The sequence below is a fragment of the Blautia sp. OF03-15BH genome (genome assembly GCF_003463065.1).
Taxonomy (GTDB): Bacteria; Bacillota; Clostridia; order Lachnospirales; family Lachnospiraceae; genus Limivivens.
The window spans coordinates 53,257-73,465 of the sequence record NZ_QSCM01000015.1; the positions used below are offsets into that span (position 1 = coordinate 53,257).

General features: G+C 48.2%; 22 protein-coding genes and 2 pseudogenes. 17 read left to right on the forward strand and 7 right to left on the reverse strand.

Going from position 1 to position 20,209, the window contains the following annotated elements; all coding sequences use genetic code 11:
• Window positions 1-119 precede the first annotated feature (119 nt).
• The 7 genes from DXA57_RS13595 to DXA57_RS13625 all read left to right on the forward strand — a co-directional run bounded on the left by DXA57_RS13595 (window position 120) and on the right by DXA57_RS13625 (window position 5,358).
• Window positions 120-314, forward strand: a complete 195-nt coding sequence (locus DXA57_RS13595) for a hypothetical protein (RefSeq protein ID WP_117767857.1) — start codon at window positions 120-122, stop codon at window positions 312-314.
• 13 nt (window positions 315-327) lie between these two features.
• A complete protein-coding gene (gene rsmH, locus DXA57_RS13600) occupies window positions 328-1,386 on the forward strand; it encodes a 16S rRNA (cytosine(1402)-N(4))-methyltransferase RsmH (protein WP_117767858.1) in 1,059 nt (352 codons plus the stop codon).
• A 50-nt stretch (window positions 1,387-1,436) separates the two neighbouring features.
• A complete protein-coding gene (locus tag DXA57_RS13605; protein WP_117767859.1) occupies window positions 1,437-1,760 on the forward strand; it encodes a hypothetical protein in 324 nt (107 codons plus the stop codon).
• 147 nt (window positions 1,761-1,907) lie between these two features.
• Window positions 1,908-2,186, forward strand: coding sequence for a hypothetical protein (locus tag DXA57_RS13610; RefSeq protein ID WP_117767860.1), 279 nt, complete (start codon window positions 1,908-1,910; stop codon window positions 2,184-2,186).
• Window positions 2,187-2,434: 248 nt separating this feature from the next.
• Window positions 2,435-2,725 carry a DUF2325 domain-containing protein gene (locus DXA57_RS13615; RefSeq protein WP_117767861.1) on the forward strand — a complete coding sequence of 97 codons (291 nt, stop codon included), beginning with the start codon at window positions 2,435-2,437 and terminating at the stop codon, window positions 2,723-2,725.
• Between the two features lie 170 nt (window positions 2,726-2,895).
• A complete protein-coding gene (locus tag DXA57_RS13620) occupies window positions 2,896-3,222 on the forward strand; it encodes a DUF6110 family protein (protein WP_117767862.1) in 327 nt (108 codons plus the stop codon).
• 105 nt (window positions 3,223-3,327) lie between these two features.
• Window positions 3,328-5,358 (forward strand): heavy metal translocating P-type ATPase, encoded by a 2,031-nt coding sequence (locus DXA57_RS13625; protein ID WP_199612742.1) that lies wholly within the window; start codon window positions 3,328-3,330, stop codon window positions 5,356-5,358.
• Window positions 5,359-5,368: 10 nt separating this feature from the next.
• Here DXA57_RS13625 and pcp read toward each other — a convergent pair whose 3' ends face one another.
• Complete coding sequence (gene pcp / locus DXA57_RS13630) at window positions 5,369-5,968, reverse strand: pyroglutamyl-peptidase I (RefSeq protein ID WP_117767864.1); 600 nt, start codon at window positions 5,966-5,968, stop codon at window positions 5,369-5,371.
• A gap of 203 nt (window positions 5,969-6,171) precedes the next feature.
• Here pcp and DXA57_RS13635 point away from each other — a divergent pair, with 203 nt between their 5' ends.
• Together DXA57_RS13635 and DXA57_RS13640 are read left to right on the forward strand one after the other, a co-directional pair.
• Window positions 6,172-7,554 carry an MATE family efflux transporter gene (locus DXA57_RS13635; RefSeq protein WP_243005803.1) on the forward strand — a complete coding sequence of 461 codons (1,383 nt, stop codon included), beginning with the start codon at window positions 6,172-6,174 and terminating at the stop codon, window positions 7,552-7,554.
• Between the two features lie 77 nt (window positions 7,555-7,631).
• A complete protein-coding gene (locus DXA57_RS13640; protein ID WP_117767865.1) occupies window positions 7,632-8,462 on the forward strand; it encodes a hypothetical protein in 831 nt (276 codons plus the stop codon).
• Between the two features lie 65 nt (window positions 8,463-8,527).
• On the opposite strand, the gene DXA57_RS13645 is transcribed toward DXA57_RS13640, so the two are convergent.
• Window positions 8,528-9,406: an aldose 1-epimerase family protein gene (locus tag DXA57_RS13645; protein ID WP_158571331.1), complete on the reverse strand. Its 879-nt coding sequence runs from the start codon at window positions 9,404-9,406 to the stop codon at window positions 8,528-8,530.
• A 199-nt stretch (window positions 9,407-9,605) separates the two neighbouring features.
• On the opposite strand from DXA57_RS13645, the gene DXA57_RS13650 reads away from it, so the two are divergent.
• The 5 genes from DXA57_RS13650 to DXA57_RS13670 all read left to right on the forward strand — a co-directional run bounded on the left by DXA57_RS13650 (window position 9,606) and on the right by DXA57_RS13670 (window position 15,271).
• Entirely contained in the window at window positions 9,606-10,589 is a 984-nt protein-coding gene (locus tag DXA57_RS13650; protein ID WP_117767867.1) for a leucine-rich repeat protein, read from the forward strand.
• Complete coding sequence (locus DXA57_RS13655) at window positions 10,586-11,893, forward strand: vWA domain-containing protein (protein WP_117767868.1); 1,308 nt, start codon at window positions 10,586-10,588, stop codon at window positions 11,891-11,893. Before DXA57_RS13650 ends, DXA57_RS13655 begins: the two co-directional genes overlap by 4 nt.
• Before the next feature lie 100 nt (window positions 11,894-11,993).
• Window positions 11,994-13,496 carry an AAA family ATPase gene (locus DXA57_RS13660; protein WP_117767869.1) on the forward strand — a complete coding sequence of 501 codons (1,503 nt, stop codon included), beginning with the start codon at window positions 11,994-11,996 and terminating at the stop codon, window positions 13,494-13,496.
• A gap of 125 nt (window positions 13,497-13,621) precedes the next feature.
• Window positions 13,622-14,383, forward strand: a complete 762-nt coding sequence (locus DXA57_RS13665; RefSeq protein ID WP_117767870.1) for an SseB family protein — start codon at window positions 13,622-13,624, stop codon at window positions 14,381-14,383.
• Between the two features lie 27 nt (window positions 14,384-14,410).
• Window positions 14,411-15,271 carry a PHP domain-containing protein gene (locus DXA57_RS13670; protein ID WP_117767871.1) on the forward strand — a complete coding sequence of 287 codons (861 nt, stop codon included), beginning with the start codon at window positions 14,411-14,413 and terminating at the stop codon, window positions 15,269-15,271.
• Window positions 15,272-15,273: 2 nt separating this feature from the next.
• Here DXA57_RS13670 and DXA57_RS13675 read toward each other — a convergent pair whose 3' ends face one another.
• The 3 genes from DXA57_RS13675 to DXA57_RS13685 all read right to left on the reverse strand — a co-directional run bounded on the left by DXA57_RS13675 (window position 15,274) and on the right by DXA57_RS13685 (window position 17,041).
• Window positions 15,274-15,669, reverse strand: a complete 396-nt coding sequence (locus DXA57_RS13675) for a hypothetical protein (protein WP_199612740.1) — start codon at window positions 15,667-15,669, stop codon at window positions 15,274-15,276.
• Window positions 15,666-16,187, reverse strand: a complete 522-nt coding sequence (gene bilS / locus DXA57_RS13680) for a flavodoxin family protein BilS (RefSeq protein ID WP_117767872.1) — start codon at window positions 16,185-16,187, stop codon at window positions 15,666-15,668. The genes DXA57_RS13675 and bilS overlap by 4 nt, the downstream gene beginning before the upstream one ends.
• Before the next feature lie 116 nt (window positions 16,188-16,303).
• Window positions 16,304-17,041 carry a tRNA lysidine(34) synthetase gene (locus DXA57_RS13685; protein WP_117767873.1) on the reverse strand — a complete coding sequence of 246 codons (738 nt, stop codon included), beginning with the start codon at window positions 17,039-17,041 and terminating at the stop codon, window positions 16,304-16,306.
• Between the two features lie 144 nt (window positions 17,042-17,185).
• On the opposite strand from DXA57_RS13685, the gene DXA57_RS13690 reads away from it, so the two are divergent.
• Entirely contained in the window at window positions 17,186-18,118 is a 933-nt protein-coding gene (locus tag DXA57_RS13690) for a PfkB family carbohydrate kinase (RefSeq protein WP_117767874.1), read from the forward strand.
• 62 nt (window positions 18,119-18,180) lie between these two features.
• On the opposite strand, the gene DXA57_RS13695 is transcribed toward DXA57_RS13690, so the two are convergent.
• Window positions 18,181-18,654, reverse strand: a complete 474-nt coding sequence (locus DXA57_RS13695) for a DUF4358 domain-containing protein (RefSeq protein WP_117767875.1) — start codon at window positions 18,652-18,654, stop codon at window positions 18,181-18,183.
• A 15-nt stretch (window positions 18,655-18,669) separates the two neighbouring features.
• On the reverse strand, window positions 18,670-19,728 hold the full coding sequence (locus DXA57_RS13700) for a GDSL-type esterase/lipase family protein (protein ID WP_117767876.1): 1,059 nt from the start codon (window positions 19,726-19,728) through the stop codon (window positions 18,670-18,672).
• 209 nt (window positions 19,729-19,937) lie between these two features.
• Here DXA57_RS13700 and DXA57_RS17930 point away from each other — a divergent pair.
• Both DXA57_RS17930 and DXA57_RS17935 read left to right on the forward strand, forming a co-directional pair.
• Window positions 19,938-20,096, forward strand: a pseudogene (locus DXA57_RS17930) (MerR family DNA-binding transcriptional regulator); the annotation flags it as partial.
• 17 nt (window positions 20,097-20,113) lie between these two features.
• Window positions 20,114-20,209: pseudogene (locus DXA57_RS17935) on the forward strand (IS607 family transposase); the annotation flags it as partial.

The window sequence follows — 20,209 nt, forward strand, 5'->3', positions numbered from 1 at the left end:
AGCTGTTTTTTACGCAAAAAAGGAAAAAGTTAAAAAAGAATGACAAAGTTTCTCTTTCATGGTAGGATGAAAATAAAGCTACGAGCCAGGCAGAGGGAACAGAGGCGGATATTGAGGATGTGAGCAATCTGGTGAAAGAAGTGGGAATGGCAGAGTACGGGAAGCCCATAGCAGTCATTTTTATTCTCGGTGACGACGGAACCGTAAGCGCGAATGGACTTGTTATTTTGAACGGCGATTTCAATTATGGTTCGGCAGAAGAGATCGAAGAAGCGTTTGCTGACTTCCAGCCAGAAGTGACGCAGATTAAATAAAAAGGAGCATAGTATGACACAGGAATCACAGCAGCCCCACAAGAGACGGGTGCGTTATAAAGGAAAATACCCGAAGAAATTCGAGGAAAAATACAAGGAGCTCCAGCCGGAGAAATATCAGGATACGATCCAGCATGTGATCCAAAAGGGAAATACACCGGCAGGAATGCATATTTCCATCATGGTAAAAGAGATCCTCGATTTTCTGGAGATACAGCCGGGACAGACCGGTTTTGATGCGACGCTGGGCTATGGCGGTCATACGAAAGCCATGCTGGAATGTCTGCAGGGGAAAGGCCATATGTACGCCACGGATGTGGATCACGAAGAGGCGGCCAAGACAAAGAAACGTCTGGAAGAGCTGGGCTTTGGAGAGGATATTCTGACGATCAAGCTTCAGAACTTCTGTACAGTCGATGAAATCGCCAAAGAGGTGGGCGGTTTCGACTTCCTGCTGGCAGACCTGGGCGTATCCTCTATGCAGATCGACAATCCGAAACGTGGTTTCTCCTTCAAAGTAGATGGTCCGCTGGATCTCCGGCTGGATCAGGAGAGCGGTATCAGCGCAGCAGAGCGTCTCCGTACGATTTCCAGGGATGAACTGGCAGGAATGCTTTATGAAAACTCTGATGAGCCCTACTGTGAAGAACTGGCCAAAGCCATCACTGATGAGATCCGGAAAGGCAATCCTATGGACACGACGACGGCTCTTCGCGAGGTCATTGAGAAAACACTGGATTTTCTTCCGGAAAAAGAAAAGAAAGATACCATCAAAAAGACTTGTCAGCGAACCTTCCAGGCGCTCCGTATTGATGTAAACCGGGAATTTGAGGTTCTTTATGATTTCATGGAAAAACTTCCAGGTGCCCTGAAGCCGGGCGGAAGAGCGGCTATCCTCACCTTCCATTCCGGAGAGGACAAGCTGGTGAAAAAAGCTCTGAAGGAAGGCTATAAAGCCGGTGTTTATGCGGATTATTCCAAAGATGTGATCCGTCCCTCCGCACAGGAATGTGTACAGAACGGCCGGGCACGTTCCACGAAAATGCGCTGGGCGATCAAAGCAGAAGGCTGAGAAGAGGAACGAAAATAACAAACGTGGATTGTGAGTGGACACCATATACGATGAGAAGACAGAAAAAAGAGATCACCGGCTTTCTTATGCTGGCGGCTGCTTTGACCCTGACCGCCTGTAGCGAAAAGAAAAGCGCAGAGACAGAATCAGAAACTCTCTCCGAATATGCTGCGGAGTCGGATTTTTCCGGAGTTCTTGATGTGAGCGGGGACTGGAAGTCCGCTTTCGAAAAAGTGCTGCTGAAGGAATGCGGGGTAAAACCGGATCATTATGAAAACCTTGGAAACGGGATCTATGAGGTCTATGTGGAAAAAGACGGGAAAGTGATCCCTTACGCCATCCTGGATTCCGAAACAGGAGAATATCACGGGTAAAAGTGCGAAAAAAATTCAAGAAACCTTTGCCCCGGAAGGAAAACCCGTGTTATAATAAACTACAGATGTGGATTTTCCGGAAAGAAAGTCCGGAGAAAAAGCACTCCAAAGAATGCTGACCACGGAAAACAGAAAGGATGAAGGATCATGGTAGTAGGCAGATATTATCGACTTTCAAAGAAGATTACAGAGGAACAGGCAGAACAGATCGTGCAGGAGCTTTCCGCAAGAGAAGATGTAAAAGCAGTTTCTGTTACAGAAGACAGAAAAATGCTCCGCGTAGAAAGTGTGGACGGAGATTATAAACCGATCATGTACTATGCAGTCAATGTGGTAAGCCGTGCAGCAGGCGGCTGCGAGCTTTCCTTCGATCATTTCGATACCGAGGAACTGGAGAAGGCACTGAAAGAAAAACAGCAGGCATAAAAAGCAAAGCTGCGGGAAAATGATCACATTTTCTCAATAAAGCGTCTTGACAAAAGGATACGGTTCCGGTATGATTTTAGTTAGAAAACGCTAACTTAAGCGGCGATAAGAGTCTGGATGCAGCAATCGTAACTATGCTGTATTCAGAGGCATGAGGCAAAGCAGAAAGCAAATGTCCATGCTGCTCTTAAGCCGCAATTTTTAAATACACAGGTTAGATTAAGCTAACTATAAGACAGGAGGAATTTATGAGTATCGTGATCATTGGTGGAAATGAAAGAATGGTTTGTCAATATTCAGATATCTGTAAAGATTATGGCTGCAAGGCCAAGGTATTCCCGAAGGAGCATGGATCCGTGAGAAAAAAGATCGGCTGTCCGGATCTCATGATCCTGTTTACCAATACGGTGTCCCATAAAATGGTGATCACCGCAGCCCAGGAAGCGAAACGGAACAACGTACCCATCGCCCGCATCCATACCAGCAGCGCTGCAGCGCTGAAAACGGTGCTGGATGAATACTGTGTGGCTGGCGCGTGAATGGTAACTTCATGCGGCGAAGACAACCCGCCAAATGAGAAAATATCTCAACAGACAAAAAACTCTTGAAAATGAAAAAAATCTTGATATATAATATTCTGTAAATTTTAAATGTCTGGAGCAAAAGATTTTTACCCCGGACAGATTCATAAATCAGGAGGTACATACAAATGTTAAAATTCAGTGATATCGAATGGAAAAATCCCGGACTTTTTGCAGCAGGTGTTCTTTTTGGAACCGCAGGAATCAAAGTTCTGTCCAGTAAAGATGCAAAGAAAGTTTACACTGGCTGTACCGCAGCCGTTCTCAGAGCAAAAGAGTGTGTCATGAAAACCGTTACCATCATTCAGGAGAATGCAACGGATATTTATGAGGGCGCAAAGGAGATCAACGAGGAGCGTGCAGCAGCTGAGGAAGCATACGAGGATGCAGCCGAGGACGAGACCGTAACCGATTTCAAAGAAGAGACCGAGAGTGAAGAAAGCTCAGAAGAGTAAACAAAAAAGAAAGCACCTGCAGAAATTTCTGCAGGTGTTTTTAAAGGAGTGAGTCAGTTGAAATTTCAGATCAGACATGAGATAAAGGGGCGTATGAGAGTTCATATGGCCCAGAAAAGAATGAGTTATGAGCAGGCCGATACCCTGCTTTATTATCTGCAGACCATTCCCGGAGTGGAATCAGCCAAGGTGTATGACCGTACCGGAGACGCTGCCATTCGCTACAACTGTGCAAGAGAGGAACTCATCAGAGCCCTTCGGGAATTCCATTATGAAAACGTAGAAGTACCAAAGGGCATCATAGAAAATTCCGGAAGAGAGCTGAACAGCCTTTACCAAGAAAAACTCATCGATAAAGTTTTGTTCCATTATGGAAGAAAGTTCTTGCTTCCGGCTCCTGTCAATGCCTGTTACACAGGGATGATGTCCATAAAGTATATCTGGAAAGGGATCAAGACGCTCTGGAGAAGAAAGATCGAAGTCCCGGTCCTGGATGCGACAGCCATTGGTGTTTCTGTTTTCCGCGGAGATATGGGCACTGCCAGTTCCATCATGTTTCTTTTAGGAATAGGAGAGCTTCTGGAAGAATGGACGCATAAGAAGTCGGTTGGTGACCTGGCTCGTACCATGTCCCTGAATGTGGGATCTGTATGGCTGAAACGGGAAGATGGTCAGGAGGTTCAGATCTCTGCCAATGAGGTGAAAATGAATGACCGGCTTGTGATCCACATGGGAACGGTGATCCCCTTCGACGGAGTCGTAGTGGGCGGTGAGGCTATGGTCAATCAGGCTTCTCTTACCGGGGAATCCGTGGCTGTCAGAAGAACAGAAGGAAGCTCTGTTTATGCGGGAACGGTTGTGGAAGAAGGAGAACTGACGATTCAGGTGAAATCCGTAGGCGGCAGCAGCCGTTACGATAAAATCGTCACCATGATTGAAGAATCTGAGAAACTGAAATCCGGTGTAGAAAGTAAGGCAGAACATCTGGCAGACCGTCTGGTACCCTATTCCCTTGGAGGAACGGCTCTGACCTATCTGCTGACCGGAAATGCCACAAAAGCACTTTCCATCCTGATGGTGGATTTCTCCTGTGCCCTGAAGCTTGCCATGCCACTCTCTGTGTTGTCTGCGATCCGTCAGGCCAGCACGCATAAGATCACAGTCAAGGGCGGTAAATATATGGAAGCGGTTTCTGAGGCTTCCACCATTGTCTTTGACAAGACCGGTACTCTGACCAAGGCAAGACCCACCGTTGCTCAGGTTGTTTCTTTCTGCGAGAAGAACGAGGATGAGCTTCTTCGGATTGCTGCCTGTCTGGAAGAGCATTTTCCTCATTCCATGGCAAAAGCAGTGGTCAATGCGGCTAAAGAGAAGAATCTTTCCCATGAGGAGATGCATTCCAAAGTGGAATATATCGTAGCTCACGGCATTTCCACCACCATAGAAGAGAAGAAAGTCATCATCGGAAGCCATCATTTTGTTTTTGAAGATGAAAACTGTACGATTCCGGAGGGAATGGAACAGAAATTTGCAGAGCTTCCGGAGGAGTATTCACACCTGTATCTTGCCATTGAGGGCAGACTGGCCGCTGTGATCTGTATCGAAGATCCCCTGCGTCCGGAGGCCTGTGAGGTGATAAAAAATCTGAAGAAGGCAGGATTTCAGAAGATCGTCATGATGACCGGAGACAGTGACCGTACGGCAAAAGCCATTGCGGCAAAGGTGGGTGTGGACGAATATCATTCGGAAGTCCTGCCGGAAGACAAAGCAAGCTTTGTGGAGAAAGAAAAAGCCAAAGGCCGGAAAGTCATCATGATCGGCGATGGCATCAACGATTCCCCGGCTCTTTCTGCAGCCGATGTGGGAATTGCCATCGGAGACGGCGCGGAGATCGCCCGTGAGATTGCTGATATCACCATCGGTGCTGATGATCTGGAGGAGATCGTGATCCTCCGGAAGATCAGTGATGCGCTGATGAAACGGATCCACGGCAATTACCGGTTTATCGTAGGCTTTAATGCAGGCCTGATCGCTCTGGGCGTAGCCGGCGTGATCCTGCCGACGACCTCCGCTCTGCTTCACAATACTTCCACTCTGGCCATCGGCCTGAAGAGCATGGGAAATCTGACCATTTAAAGTCTCTTTTTTATAAAGCTTTGATGGCAGCTTTCAGTCCTTTTGCGATCATGGAAAGCTCCATGGCGGGCGTTCCTTCCTTTTTGCCCTCCAGCTGTTCCGGAATGAAGGGAACATGGATGAAACCGGAACGCATGGCCGGAAATTCATGTGCTGCCAGAGAAAGACCGGCATACATGACGGTGTTGCAGACATAGGAGCCGGCAGAGTAGGAAAGACCCGCAGGAATACCGGCTTCTTTCATGGCTTCCACCATTTTTTTGACGGGGAGCGTGGTAAAATATGCGGTTTCTCCGTCCTTTTCCACCGGGATGTCTACGGGGGAAAATCCGTCGTTGTCCGGGATCCGGGCATCCATCAGGTTGATGGCTACCCGTTCCGGTGTGATATCGGGACGGCCGCCCGCCTGCCCAACAGAGATCAGTACGTCCGGTCTTATGGCACGGACCTTTTCTGTAAGAAGTACAGGAGCTCCCTGAAAAGTAACAGGGAGTTCCTGTTTTTTAATGGTATGGCCTGCAATCTCATCCGGGAGCAGACGGACTGCTTCATAAGACGGATTGATGGTCTCGCCGCCGAAAGGCGCAAAACCGGTGATCAGAATAATCATAAGAAATACCTCCTTTTTGCTATCGTAGCCGGAATCCCGACTTCTGTCAATAAAAGAATTGCTTTTCTCGAAAAGGTGCGTTATAGTAGAGAGATCAGGCTGTTCTGGGCAGACTGATTTTCCATGCGGGTGTGGCTGGACAACAGTCTTCAGAACGCCAAAGCAATACCGATCATACTTACATCAGAAGAAGGGAGAAAAACGTGAAAAAGTATATTGGGGACAAACACTTTTACCGGATGGTTCTTGTGGTTGTGGTTCCGATTATGATACAGAACGGGATCACCAACTTTGTGAGTCTTCTGGACAACATCATGGTAGGCCAGGTGGGAACGGAGCAGATGTCCGGTGTGGCCATTGCCAATCAGTTGATTTTTGTATTTAATCTTTGTATTTTCGGAGCCGTATCCGGCGCGGGGATCTTCGGAGCACAGTTTTACGGAAGCGGCGATCATGAGGGAGTCAGAGATACGCTGCGCTTCAAGCTGGTGACCTCGCTGGCACTCTTCCTTATTGCGGCACTGGTCTTCACCGGAGCAGGAGAGCAGCTGATCCGGCTGTATTTAAATGGTGAGGGAGAAGGCGTGGATGCGGAAAAGACCCTTGCCTATGGTATGGCTTATCTTAAGATCATGATCCCGGGCCTTCTGCCCTTTGTTCTGGTCCAGTCCTATGCGGGAACCTTACGAGAGACCGGTGAGACCATGCTTCCCATGAAGGCGGGTATCATTTCCGTTGTGGTGAATCTGCTGCTGAATTATCTTTTGATCTTCGGTAAATTTGGCTGTCCGAAGATGGGAGCGGAGGGGGCCGCTGTGGCAACGGTCGTTGCGCGTTTTGTGGAAATGGCCATTGTGGTCGTCTGGGTCCACCGCCATACGAAGGAAAATCCTTTCGCACATGGCTTATACAAGAATTTCCACATTCCCGGTCAGCTGGCAGGGCAGATCTTCCGCAAAGGAACACCACTTATGCTCAACGAGACACTCTGGTCTCTGGGAATGGCAGCCCTGATGCAGTGTTACTCTGTGAGAGGGCTTTCTGTAGTAGCAGCTATGAATATCTCTTCTACGATTTCCAACCTTTTCAGCATTGTCTTCATTGCGATGGGAAATGCGGTGGCGATCATTGTGGGTCAGCTCCTTGGAGCCGGAAAGATGGAAGAAGCGAAGGACACCGATACCAAGCTGATCTTTTTCTCTGTGGCCAGCTGTGCGGCGGTCGGTGTGGGAATGGCGCTTTTTGCACCCTTCTTCCCGCGGCTTTATAACACAGAGCCTCTGATCCGTGATATGGCAAGAGATTTTATCTGGGTATCTGCCTTTATGATGCCGATTAATGCTTTTGTCAATGCTTCTTACTTCACACTCCGTTCCGGCGGAAAAACAGTCATCACGTTCTTCTTTGACTGCGGTTATGTGTGGGTGGTGAGCATCCCTCTGGCCTACTGCCTGAGCCGCTTTACCGGGATTCCCATCCTGCCTCTGTACTTCATTTGCCAGGCCGCAGATCTTCTGAAATGCGTGGTGGGATATGTCCTGGTCAAAAAAGGAGTCTGGATCGAAAAGCTGGTTGATAATAATTAAGATACTTTAAGAAAAAATTTAAATAACCTCCGGTCAGAAATGGTATACTAACAGAAAAAAGACCGGAGGTGTTTTTTATGAAGAAACGAAAATTACTTCTGGCTGCAGCAGCTTTTTCCGTTTTTCTGGTCGGAGGCTGTCAGAGCCATGGAGAAGAAGCGCAGCCCATCAAAGCCATGTATATCGAAAAAGGCGAAGATTTTCAGATTTTTGTGGATACGTCCACAGGTGTTCTCTTTGATGCTTCAATCCCGGAAGGGACAGAGGAGCTTACTACCGGTGATCTGGTGGAGATCTACGGAGACGGCATCATGCTGGAAAGTTATCCGGGACAGTATCCCGGCGTGAGCAGGATCGTCGTTACCAAACAGGGAAGCGAAGAGGATGCGAAGCAATACGAGAGTCTGGTGGATGAAGTTTATCAGGAGCCGGATCCGTCCGAGCCGCCTTATCTGAACCTGGAATACCGGACGAAGGAAGCTCTGGTGAGCGCCGTTGCCGATCGGGGCAGTTATACCTGGCGGTATACGGATGAGCACGGGGAAGAGAAGGAGATCGTCGCGGATGGAGCCTTTATCCTGGAGAGCAATGTCTTCAATGATATCCGCCTGAAGGAGAAAACTGATGTATTGCTGTATTTCTCTGAAAGACCGGAGAAGGTATCGGTACTCCGATATGACCCTGTGCCGGCAAAACAGGAAACGGAAGCTTCCGAAGAAAAAGAAACCACGGAAACAGAAGAAAACCACGAAACCGAGGAGCAGGGAGAAACCGTCGAAGTCTCCGAAGAAAAGGATGACAAAGGGAAAAAACAGTTTATACTGAAGGATCTTTCCGGGAAAGGGATCTATCTTGTGAAAGCGGAGTTTTCACAGGGAACCGTAGAATATGGCTTTGAAGTGAAATGATGCAATGATAAAGAGCAGCAGAGAAGACCGGTAGTCCGGATCCTTCCTGCTGCTCTTTTTGCGGGTCAGTGAATGGTGATCGTGTACTGTGCGTGGAACGTTTTGTGTGCTTCCAGACGGTTGATATCCGGTTTCTCAGAGAGATCTCCGGTGAAGCCGTAATTATCCGCCCGTCCCAGCCAGGGCTCCAGGCAGACGAAAGGAGCGCCCTTGGCAGCCCAGATACCGAAGCTGGTAAAGCCCGGGCAGCTTAAGGAAACATAAGGCGTTCCGTCGGGATAACCGATCCCGGCCCAGTCGATCTGATGGTCGAAAACAAGGGCATCGTTATCAAACATATGATCCGTCAGCTGTGCGCTGTTGTTTTCCAGAGGAAGCTCTCTGGACTGGTCAGCCAGGATCGTGCCGTATTTCTGGTCAATGAGAAAATAAACGGGATCCTTTTCCGTATGGAAAAGAAGCTTGTAATCGGAATAAGCTGTGCCGGGAAGGACCGGTACCTTAAAGGCCGGATGACCGCCGATGGTAAAATACATCTCATCGTCTCCGGTATTTTCCACCTCCCATTCCACCAGGATCTCATTATCCTTCAGCGTCTGCGTTACCGTGAGAACAAAATCAAAAGGATAATTCTTTCTGGTCTCCGGAGTGGAAGTGATCCGGTGCGTCACAGAAGTTTCCGTCTCGGAAACCAGGGTGAAATCCGTGTCTCGGGCAAAGCCATGTGCCTGAGAAGGATACGTCACGCCCTGATAACGGTAATGCGCCTCATAGTGACGGCCTACATTTGGGAACAGAATGGGAGCGTGACGCTTCCAGAACTGAGGATCTGCCTCCCAGAGCACCTCTCTCTGATTTTTTTTGTCAAAAATGCGGGACAACTCCGCACCGTGATCGTCAATGCTGATGGCCAGACGATCATTTTCAAGAATATGTACAGCCATGTTTGTAAACCTCCTTATAGAATTCTGCCCACTATTCGCATATCGTAAAGCTTTCGTTCCACTTTTATGCTTGGTATCATTATAAGATGTTACAGGAAAATGTGCAACCAACCTTTTGCCCATAACCTCTGATCTGTGGTATACTTGTAGCGAAAGTCTTTGTGCTGAAATCTTACAACGAAGAAAGACTGGTGAAACCATGAGATTTTTATATGAAGAAACGGCAGCAGGCATCCGTATCCTGCGCTGCTTTGGGGAGGATCCCTCTGTGATGCTGCCGGAAACGGTGGCAGGCCGTCCGGTGACGGAGCTGGGAGCGTATGCATTCTCCGACCACATCGATCAGAGAGAGCTGGAAACAGCCATGCAGAAAGGACGTTTCTGCAGGGAAGACGGCGAACCGGCAAGGGAAACAGAGGAAATGCCGGAAAAAAGGACCGCGGTCTCCGGAGAAGCGATACGGGAAGTGATCCTGCCGGAAACATTAAAGAAAATCGGGCGTTATGCCTTTTATAACTGCAGGAAGCTTACGCAGCTGGCTCTGGGCGGAGCCTGCATGGATGTGGGAGCAGGAGCCTTTACGGGCTGCCATCAGGTGGAAGAGATCCGGATTACTGTTCTTCCGGACGGAAGCTCCGCTCTCCGTGAGATCCTGACCGAGCTTCCGGAGACCATACGGGTGGACTGGAAAAAGGAAAACCTACAGGGCGTTTTCTGGTTTCCGGAATTCTTTGAAGAAGGGGTGGAAAATACCCCGGCTCGGATCTTGGAAAATCATATCCATGGAAGTGGCCTCCGTTACCGGAACTGCTTTGTCCGCAAAAATCTGAATATCCGGGAATACGACGAGCTTTTTCCCTATGCGAGAGCCTGGGAAGAAGAAGGTGTGGTTCTGAAAATGGCACTGGGGAGGTTGTTAAACCCGGTAGAACTGGGTGAAAAAGCGGAAGAACAATACTTTTCCCATATTCAGGAACATTTTGCGGAGGCGGCTTGGATCCTGATGCTTTCCGGGGAATATGCAAATCTTGGAACGCTTCTTGCACGTCTGAAGCCGGAGAAAGCACTTCTGGAAAAACTGCTTGTCATGGCACAGGAGCAGAAGGATACGGAGGCAGTGAGCCTTTTTATGGATCATCTTCACAAACATACAAAAGTCCAAAGGAAGGTGTTTGAACTTTGAAAGAAAAGGAATGGAAAAATCCCATCCATGAACTGCAGAAAAAAGAGGAAGAGAAGCTCTCCATCGCAGAAGATATCCTGAAAAACAGCAGAAATGAGCTCTATTTCGCGCTGCGTTATCTGGACACGGCACTTTCCGCCCTGCGTTTCCAGCCGGATCCCGGCTGCGGGACGCTGGGCTGTGACGGTGAATTTTTGTATTTTGCACCGGACTGGCTCCTTTCTGCCTTTGTGAACGGGAAAGTACAGGTGAACCGCCTCTATCTCCATGAAGTTCTTCATTGTCTGTTCTGCCACATCTGGCAGGGAGAGAAAAGAGATGCCCTCCGCTGGGATCTGGCCTGTGATCTGACGGTGGAATCCATTCTGGATGAAATGTATCTTCCGGCACTTTACCGGAGACCGGCAGCCTTCCGGAAGGAATGTTACCGGCAGCTGAAGGAACGAATGAAGGTCCTGACGGCAGAGGGCATTTATCATCAGTTGGAGGAGATCCGGGATGAGGAAATGCTGGCGCGGATGGCAGGAGAATTCCGGCTGGACGACCACAGCCGCTGGCTGAGGGAGGGGAAAGGAAACACCTCCAGAAACCGGCAGAAGGAGTGGCAGGATCTCCGGGAAAAAATGCAGACGGAGATGGAGACCTTTGCCAAAGAGGCGGCGGGAGATTCCAAAAGCCTTTTGGAACGGATCCGGGTGGAGAACAGAGAGCGTTATGATTACAAAGAATTTTTAAGGAAATTTTCGGTCCTCAAGGAGGAAATGCAGGTGGATCCGGATTCCTTTGATTATATTTTTTACACATACGGGCTGGAGCATTACGGGAACATGCCGCTCATTGAGCCACTGGAGACAAAAGAAGTCCGGAAGATCGAAGATTTTGTGATCGTGATCGATACCTCCATGTCTTGCAAAGGCGAACTGATCCGTCGTTTTCTGGAAGAAACGTACTCCGTGCTTTCTGAATCCGAAAGCTTTTTCCGAAAGATCAACGTACACATCATCCAGTGCGATGAAAAGATACGGGAAGATCAGGTGATCCACGACAGCAGGGAGATGGAACGTTACCTGAACGATTTTACCGTCCGGGGCTTTGGTGGAACGGACTTCCGCCCGGCCTTTGCCTATGTATCACAGCTTCTGGAGGCAGGCGCCTTTACCAGGCTCCGGGGACTGATCTACTTTACGGACGGCTATGGGCTTTTTCCGGTGAAAATGCCGCCTTACGATACGGTCTTTGTCTTTATGCAGGAGGATTACCGGGACATAGACGTACCGCCCTGGGCGATGAAGCTGATACTGTAAGACGGGTGAGCTTTGGAACCTGTCAGTCATAAGGTGTACAACATCCGGCCGGATGCCCGTTTCGCACCGGTCGAAGTGGAAGATAGAAAAAGGAGAAAACATGAACATCAAGCGAGCAAAACAGGAGATCATAGATGCCGTGGAGGCATATCTTAGTAAAGATGAGTACGGAGACTGGCTGATTCCCAGAGTCCGCCAGAGACCCGTTCTTCTCATCGGAGCCCCGGGGATCGGAAAAACACAGATCATGGAACAGGCAGCCAGAGAATGCGGGGTGGCACTGGTTGCTTACAGCATCACCCACCATACGAGGCAGAGTGCGATCGGTCTTCCTTTTATCTCGAAAAAACAATACGGCGAAAAAGAATATGAAGTGACCGAATATACCATGAGCGAGATCGTGGCCAGTGTTTACGATAAGATGGAGGAGACCGGTCTTTCTGAAGGCATCCTTTTCATCGATGAGATCAACTGCGTCTCCGAAACACTGGCTCCGGCCATGCTCCAGTTCCTTCAATGCAAGACCTTTGGAAACCATGCGATTCCCGATGGCTGGGTCATTGTGGCGGCAGGAAACCCGCCGGAATATAACAAATCCGTCCGGGATTTTGACGTCGTGACTCTGGACCGTGTGAAAAAAATCCCCGTGGAGCCGGAATTTGATGTCTGGAAAGAATACGCCTACAAAGAAGGAATCCATCCGGCAGTACTGTCTTATCTGAACCTTCGAAGCTCTTATTTTTACAAGATGGAGACTACGGTGGAGGGAAGAAAATTTGCTACGCCAAGAGGCTGGGAAGACCTTTCCAGGATCATCCAGGTCTATGAAAAACTGAAGAAAACCGTGGATGCGGATCTTGTGCTTCAGTATATCCAGCATCCGAAGATTGCCCGGGATTTTGCAGCCTACTATGACCTTTATCAGAAATATCAGAGCGATTATCAGATAGAGGCCATCCTCCGGGGAGAAAAGTTCGAACGGATGCAGGCCAAGGTGGCACATGCCTCCTTTGACGAACGCATGAGTGTGGTCCATCTGCTCCTTTCCGGTGTGCAGAAGGTGATCCGCCGGAGCATGGAACAGGAGCTGGTCACAGAGAAAGTTTTTGCCGTTTTAAAAGACCTGAAAGCAAATCTGGATGAAACAGAAGAAACGGCAGAGGCGCTGGAACGCTTCACCGCCCTGGTGGAAACAGAGAGGGAAAAGAAAATGCAGCAGGAGCTTCTGGAACACCGGGAAGAGCGGGTGTTGAAGGAGACCGTCCGGATTCTCGGCGACTATCAGGAGAAGCTTCGTCTGGAAGGCCCGCTGAAAGGAGAAGAAGGCTTTGCGGCTCTGAAAGCCCTGTTTGGCGGCGAAAAAGAAGCCTATGAGATTTCCTTTGATGAGGCTGGAAAAACGCTGGAAAACGCGTTTGATTTTATGGAAGCAGCCTTTTTGAACAGTCAGGAACTGGTGGTTTTTCTTTCTGAATTGAACACGGATTTTTACTGCATCGCTTTCTTAAAGGAGTACGACTGCGAGCGTTATTACCGCTACAATAAGGAGCTTCTTTTCGAAGACCGGAGCACACAGATCAAAAAAAGGATCGAAGCCCTCTGATTCCCTTCGGGACTTTTACTTGACCACTGTGAAGAAAAAAGGTATAATAGAATCACGAAATGCGGACAAAAAATTATTGAATTTTACCTACCGTATCGATTAACTTTAGAGAGGACAGAATAACCATGGAGACGAATGAAAAGAAGGCATTTCTGGAAGAGCTTCAGAAAGCACCGGAGATTTATGTGATCATGAGTGTATGCACCAAGATGCCGTATGTATATTGTGAACCGGAGAGCTATGACGATCAGGTATTCCTGTTTCATAACGAAGAGGATGCCAAAAAACTGGCAGAGGACTACAAGCAGCAGGAGAATCCGGTCGTTGCCGTGAAGCTGGAGAACAAACAGTTCCTGGGCTTCTACTCCAGCCTGTTTATGATGGGTGTCAACGGCCTGAACGTAGATTTCGGCACGGAGAACGCACAGGCCATTCAGCTGACGGACCTCGTGAGAAGACCGGACTATTCCAAACTGCCGGAGGGTAAGGTGAAAGTAGAGAATCCGGAGCTTCAGCTGACCACGATCTATTATATGCAGGAGATCCGCCGCAAACCGGGCATTGGCCAGCAGCCGAGATTCCGCGAGATGGAGGAGGAGATGATCACTCATTTCCGTGAAGGAACCTTCATCGTTCCGGTACAGACCGCAGATAAAGAGAACGGAGAGAAGGAGAGCAAGGTTCCGTTCATGAAGATGAAAAACGGCGACGTTTATCAGCCGATCTTCACAGATATGCCGGAATTCTTCAAATTCTGCCGTGATGGTCAGTTCCGTGCTGCCGTGATTCCGTATGCAAAACTGAACAGTGTGATCCTGAAACAGGCCAAAGGCGTGATCATGAACCCCTTTGGTGTCCGTCTGATCCTGAACAAAGGACAGTTTTAAGTTCTGGATGACAGGGAGGGAATGTGCTTGAAGCTGGATATGCATTGCCACACTCACGAAGGGTCTGTGGACAGTAAGATCGGTGTAGAAGAATATATCCGTATCCTGATAGAAAAGGGTTACGACGGCATGCTGATCACCGATCATGATACCTATAACGGTTACCGCTATTGGAAGGAACATCTAAAAGGGAAAAAATACAAAGATTTTGTGGTTTTAAAAGGAATCGAGTATGACACCAACAACGCCGGCCATATGCTGGTTGTGATGCCTGAAAATGTGAAGCTCCGCATCTTGGAAATGCGGGGGATGCCGCTGCCGATGCTGCTCTTTGTCGTGCATGCGTTCGGTGGAATCGTGGGCCCGGCTCATCCGTTCGGTGAAAAATATCTGAGCTTCACCAATACCCGATATTTTCGGAAAAACCGGAATATTGTAGACAAATTTGACTTTATTGAGACCTTTAATTCCTGCGAGAATGCAGAACGGAATATTCAGGCCAGACAGCTGGCGAATATTTACGGCAAGCCCGGTTTCGGCGGCAGCGATTCTCATAAGACGAACTGTATCGGTACGGCCTATACACGTCTGCCGGAAACGGTGACGAAGGAATCCGAGTTGATTTCTCTGGTAAAAGCGAACGCCCCCATTACCTATGGCGGCAGCATTTACAACAAGACCACCAAAGACAAGATCGGAAAAGTAAACGATGTGCTGATCTATTCCTTCTGGGTATACAATAAAGTATTAGGTCTGTCTCAGGCCATGAGACGGCGGGGACAGTCCCGGTACCTGAACCTGAGCAAAGAGAAAAAAGAATATTTCTTCAAATCCGGCGGACCGGTTCTGCCGGAGCTGGAGAGCAACATAAAAAAAGCTGAAGTCTGACTTCAGCTTTTTTTGATGAATTCGTTTTTGCATTTCGGACAGGTGATGGCAATCTTCCCCTTTCCTCTGGGGATCCGGATCTTCTGTCCGCAGCTGGGACAGGTGTAGATGTGGAATTTCACCCGGTCCTGCATCATCCGTTTTTCCTTGTTGAAAAAGCGGACAACCTGATTCTTGTACTTCAGGAACAGATCGTTCTCTTTTCTGCGCTGGGCATAATTCTTGGAAAACATGCGGAAGTACAGAAGAAGGACGATGAGGAAGGTAACGCCGTTGAGAAAACGGCTCCGCACAAAAAGTCCGAGGATCAGAAGGACAATGGTGAGATAAAGGGAATATTTTCCAAGCTCATCCACCCCGTAACGGCCAATCATAAAACGCTGGAATTTTTCTTTCATAGATCTGCCTCCATATTTTTAAATGCTGTCCTGGCGAAAGAAGCGGCGTTTCGAAAGTCCTCGCTGGAGGGATGGAAAAGCGCCTCGTCAAAATTCTTGATCAGGCGGGTGGCCAGCTGGGCACGCTCGCCGCCGAGCATGGATTCGTATTTCTCACGGACACGGATGGGCATTTTTCCCTGACAGAAAAAGCTGCCGAAATACTGGTTGTCATCCGGAAGGAAGGCACGAACCTTCTTTTCCACCTCTGCATAATATTCCGGTGAATTTCCCATGCCGCAGGTTCCGAAAAGGGCTACCTTTTTTCCGTGGAGTTCAGATAAGAAGTCCAGGATCTCCACATTGGCTGTGCCGCGGTTGGCCCAGAAGCCGATAAAATAACAGTCCGCAGAAAGAGGATTCTTCGCATGATCCAGTTCCTGGATATCTTTGGAAGAGGAAGGAAGAGCCTGAAAGATCTCCTTTGCCACAGCGGCCGTATTCCCGGTGCCGCTTACATAAAGTACCTGTGTATTCATAAAATCACTTCCTGTATGATAAAGATTCCCACAGGGGCAATGCCCCATGACTTCCTTTATTCTACCACAAGTTTTCTCCAAATACATGATGATAATATCAAATATTTATGAAGAAACTATAAAAAATATTTGCCCTGACGCGTTGGCCAGTCCGGGATCCTGCCGTTCAGCACGGCTGTAAGCATCCGCTCTTTTACTCCATGATTCTGACGGTTCAGTTCCCGCAGAAGCTCTTTGATCTCCTGGCGCTTCGTATGGCCGTCTGCAGGACAGAGATTCTTCACGACGGGAAGTGCATATTTATTTTTAAATCCGATGATATCCGCCTCCCAGACAAACATCAGCGGCCGGATCACGGTGAGTTCCGTTCCGTCCAGATAAGTCACCGGCGGAAAAGAATAGAAGCGGCCCTCGTACATAAGAGAAAGCATCATGGTCTCCACGATATCATCTGAATGGTGGGCATAAGCCACTTTGTTGCAGCCGAGCTCCCTGGCTGCCTGATTGAGGGCACCGCGCCGGAGCCTGGCACAGAGGGAACAGGGATGGCTTTCCCGGCCTGCCGCAGTGATGATCCCGCCGATCTGAGTGGGTACTATGGTATACGGGACCTTCAGGCTTTCACAGAGCTCACGGACCGGAGAAAGGTCAAAGCCCTGATATCCCAGATCCACAGAAATGGCATGAAGCTCAAAGGGATGCGGATAAAATTTTCTTAAACCGGCCAGTGCATAGAGAAGCGTCAGACTGTCCTTTCCTCCGGAAACGCCGATGGCGATCCGGTCTCCATCCTGGATCATCTGGTATTCCTCTACTGCTTTTCTGGTCAGATTTAAAAGACGCTGCAGTTTCATAAACGGTTCAGTTCTCCTTTCCTTCCCATTATTGGATAGAATCCGAAAAAAGTCAATTGCTTTTTCACAGTAAACTGTTGTATACTAATTTGTGGGAAAAAGATTTTTGCCCTCGACATCATAAAACACAAGGGAGGAACTACCATGGATGTAATCAGCGTAGGAGAAATGTTGATCGACTTTACACCGGGAAAGGAAGCAAATTCATATGTCCGGAATCCCGGCGGTGCACCGGCCAATGCAGTGATCGCCATTGCAAGAAACGGTCTTTCCACCGGATTTGCCGGCAAACTGGGAGATGATGACTTCGGACGTTTTCTGAAAGAGACTCTGGAGAAGGAAGGAGTAAAAGTCCTCTGCCCGGAGCTGACAAAGGAAGCAATCACCACGCTGGCTTTTGTTACCTTATATGAGAATGGAGAGAGATCCTTTACATTTGCCAGAAAACCGGGGGCAGATATGCTTCTTACAAAGGATGATATTGATGAAAACGAGATTCGCCAGGCCAGAATGGTTCATGCAGGATCCGTAAATATGACAAAAGAACCCGCCAGAGGTGCAAATCTCTATGCCATGAAGACTGCTCATGATAACGGCAGACTGGTAAGCTTTGACGTAAACTACCGCGATACCCTCTGGGAGAGCGAGGCAGCCTGCAAAGAAGTGGCAGATCAGGTTTATGACTATGTAGATTTCCTGAAGATCTCTGAGGAAGAGCTCTATTTTGTAGGCGGCGAGGAAAACATTCCGAACTTTATGAAAGAGCATGGCATTTCTGTTGTCGTCGAGACACTGGGAGCAGACGGAGCCAAATACTTCTTCGACGGTCATTCCGAGCATGTGCCGGGTCATAAAGTACATGCAGTGGATGCCACAGGAGCAGGAGATGCCTTCTGGGGCGGTTTCCTTTCCAAGATCCTTATGAGTGGTGTGAACAGCAAAGCAGACCTTACCGAAGAGATCGTAAAAGAAGCTCTCCGCTACGGAAATGCTTCCGGAGCTGTCTGCGTACAGCGTATGGGCGGTATTCCGGCCCTTCCCACCAGAGAAGAGATCGAAGAATATCTGAACAAATAAGAGCAAGAAAAAAGAGCGCCTGTGCGCTCTTTTTTTATGCCGCAAAATACGGCTGTGTTTCATCAGAAACCTGCTTTTTTCAGGATCTCTTCTGCCTTTGCAGTGTCGTCGCAGACACAGAGGACAACGTATTTGCCGGAGGTCTTGATGATGGCGTTTTCCAGCTTCGTGGTCTCTCCTGCATTGTAGGAGGAGTAGAGGTCTTTCTGATTGCTGACACGCTGCTTGAGAAGGTCACTTACCTCAGATACATAGTCGGTATCGCTGCATTTGATGACAGCTGCTTCGCAGGCAGAAGCACCGGTGCTCATGTAAGCACTGGAAGCCTCAATCTTGGCAGTGTCCACAAAATAAGTGGAAGCCATGATATCCGTGCTGATTTCAGAAAGCGTATCGCTGGTGACGGTTTCCTCTGCCAGTTGTTTTGCCAGTGCAGAAGGATCGACAGTCACTTCGCCGGAACTCTTTTTGCCGCCGCAGGAGGCAAGGAGAAGCAGGGATAAAAGGGCAACGAGGATCAGTTTCAGTTTTTTCATGGTAAATCTCCTTTGTTAATTACTTACTGTAGTTTCTGTTTCCGAAGAAGTTTCGGATTCTGTCTCGGAACTGTTCTCTGAAGATGTGTCTGCTGAAGAAGCGGAAGTTTCTGAAACATAGTGGGTTTTCAGATAATCCAGCATTTTTTTACAATATTCTTCGTACATGTGGACGCCGTCACTGGAAGCACCGTTGATGAGTGCGTGGTTTCCATCGGAAAGCACCTCGTTTACATCCAGGAAATAATAACCGCCTTCGTTACAGATGTTTAAAATGATGTTGTTCATTTTATCAACGTTGGCATTGTTGATGTAATCACCGGTAGTGACCTTGGCCTCCTCTACATAAGGAACAGCGATGGCATAAATAATAGCATCCGGGAACAGGCGGCGGGTCTCGCTCATCATCAGACGGTAGCCCTTGGTGAAGTCTTCCCAGACGTTTCCAAGCTCATTGGTTCCCAGCATGAAATAGATCTTTTTGCATTTCTCCGGATACATGGCCTGGAAGACCGTGATGTTTCCATCCGGGGAAGCGATGCTCTGCTTGGTGAAGATATCGCAGACGTTCATGCCCACGCTGGTAAGAAAATCTCCTGTGGTGATACCGGACTGGTTGCGGAAGCCCTCCAGACGGGAATCTCCCACGAATGTGGCATCAGCAAAGTACGTATCATCGATGGCAGTGGCCTGTTTTTGGACGACCTGCTTGTTTGTGTGGTCGATGCCGGTCTCCACATAGCCGGAAGCAGAAGAGGAAGCAGAAGAAGAGGAAGCTTTGGTGTCCGTTGTATTGCCGGAATCCAGAGTCAGACCGGCTACGGTATCCTTGGCGGCATTCTTAACAACGTCTGTCTTTGGTTCTGTGCTTTTCTCAGTCTCGGACGGTTCCGCCTTGATGCCGGCGAACAGCTCATCCAGCTGCTGTGAGATCTGCTCTGCAACCCCGTGCCGCGTGATGATATTGACGACCATTCGTCCCTCAAAGATCACCAGTACGGCAACAACGAGAATCAATACATGCAAAAAACGACCGGTAGGATTCCGTCGTTTTTTCTTCTTTTGTTCAGACATAAAATTGTTAACTCCCTTATAAAAACAATGTGAGATAAAAAATGTTGTTTTTTCCCTTTTCCTATTATATAATAAACCCCGTAATTGTAAATAGTTTTTTGAAAACGTAACAAATTCTTAATGAAACTTAAGGAGAATATATTGAGTAACCAAATTTATTAACTAATAGAATTAAATGTGTTTAAATATACTCAAAGAAGTAAATTTTTATGAACACATCAAATGGCACAAATTACAAGCCAAAAGATTTTGCTGAATTAATAGGTGTTTCTGTGAAAACATTACAGCGTTGGGACAGGGAAGGAATTCTAGAGGCAAATCGGACTCCAACTGACAGATGTTATTATACTTACGACCAATATCTTCAATAGTGATCGTAAACAATGAAGAACTCGTGCAGGATATTGTTTCAATACTCCAGGTGTTCTCTTGCAGGTTGTACGGACTTCGTAAGTATAAAAAACAAATAGAAAAGGATGTG

Excerpts from the sequence above, each read along its gene's own strand:
- rsmH (WP_117767858.1), top strand. The coding sequence starts at position 328 with ATGACACAGGAATCACAGCAGCCCCACAAGAGACGGGTGCGTTATAAA.
- DXA57_RS13605 (WP_117767859.1), top strand. The coding sequence starts at position 1,437 with ATGAGAAGACAGAAAAAAGAGATCACCGGCTTTCTTATGCTGGCGGCT.
- DXA57_RS13610 (WP_117767860.1), top strand. The coding sequence starts at position 1,908 with ATGGTAGTAGGCAGATATTATCGACTTTCAAAGAAGATTACAGAGGAA.
- DXA57_RS13615 (WP_117767861.1), top strand. The coding sequence starts at position 2,435 with ATGAGTATCGTGATCATTGGTGGAAATGAAAGAATGGTTTGTCAATAT.
- DXA57_RS13620 (WP_117767862.1), top strand. The coding sequence starts at position 2,896 with ATGTTAAAATTCAGTGATATCGAATGGAAAAATCCCGGACTTTTTGCA.
- DXA57_RS13625 (WP_199612742.1), top strand. The coding sequence starts at position 3,328 with ATGGCCCAGAAAAGAATGAGTTATGAGCAGGCCGATACCCTGCTTTAT.
- pcp (WP_117767864.1), bottom strand. The coding sequence starts at position 5,968 with ATGATTATTCTGATCACCGGTTTTGCGCCTTTCGGCGGCGAGACCATC.
- DXA57_RS13640 (WP_117767865.1), top strand. The coding sequence starts at position 7,632 with ATGAAGAAACGAAAATTACTTCTGGCTGCAGCAGCTTTTTCCGTTTTT.
- DXA57_RS13645 (WP_158571331.1), bottom strand. The coding sequence starts at position 9,406 with ATGGCTGTACATATTCTTGAAAATGATCGTCTGGCCATCAGCATTGAC.
- DXA57_RS13650 (WP_117767867.1), top strand. The coding sequence starts at position 9,606 with ATGAGATTTTTATATGAAGAAACGGCAGCAGGCATCCGTATCCTGCGC.
- DXA57_RS13660 (WP_117767869.1), top strand. The coding sequence starts at position 11,994 with ATGAACATCAAGCGAGCAAAACAGGAGATCATAGATGCCGTGGAGGCA.
- DXA57_RS13665 (WP_117767870.1), top strand. The coding sequence starts at position 13,622 with ATGGAGACGAATGAAAAGAAGGCATTTCTGGAAGAGCTTCAGAAAGCA.
- DXA57_RS13675 (WP_199612740.1), bottom strand. The coding sequence starts at position 15,669 with ATGAAAGAAAAATTCCAGCGTTTTATGATTGGCCGTTACGGGGTGGAT.
- bilS (WP_117767872.1), bottom strand. The coding sequence starts at position 16,187 with ATGAATACACAGGTACTTTATGTAAGCGGCACCGGGAATACGGCCGCT.
- DXA57_RS13685 (WP_117767873.1), bottom strand. The coding sequence starts at position 17,041 with ATGAAACTGCAGCGTCTTTTAAATCTGACCAGAAAAGCAGTAGAGGAA.
- DXA57_RS13690 (WP_117767874.1), top strand. The coding sequence starts at position 17,186 with ATGGATGTAATCAGCGTAGGAGAAATGTTGATCGACTTTACACCGGGA.
- DXA57_RS13695 (WP_117767875.1), bottom strand. The coding sequence starts at position 18,654 with ATGAAAAAACTGAAACTGATCCTCGTTGCCCTTTTATCCCTGCTTCTC.
- DXA57_RS13700 (WP_117767876.1), bottom strand. The coding sequence starts at position 19,728 with ATGTCTGAACAAAAGAAGAAAAAACGACGGAATCCTACCGGTCGTTTT.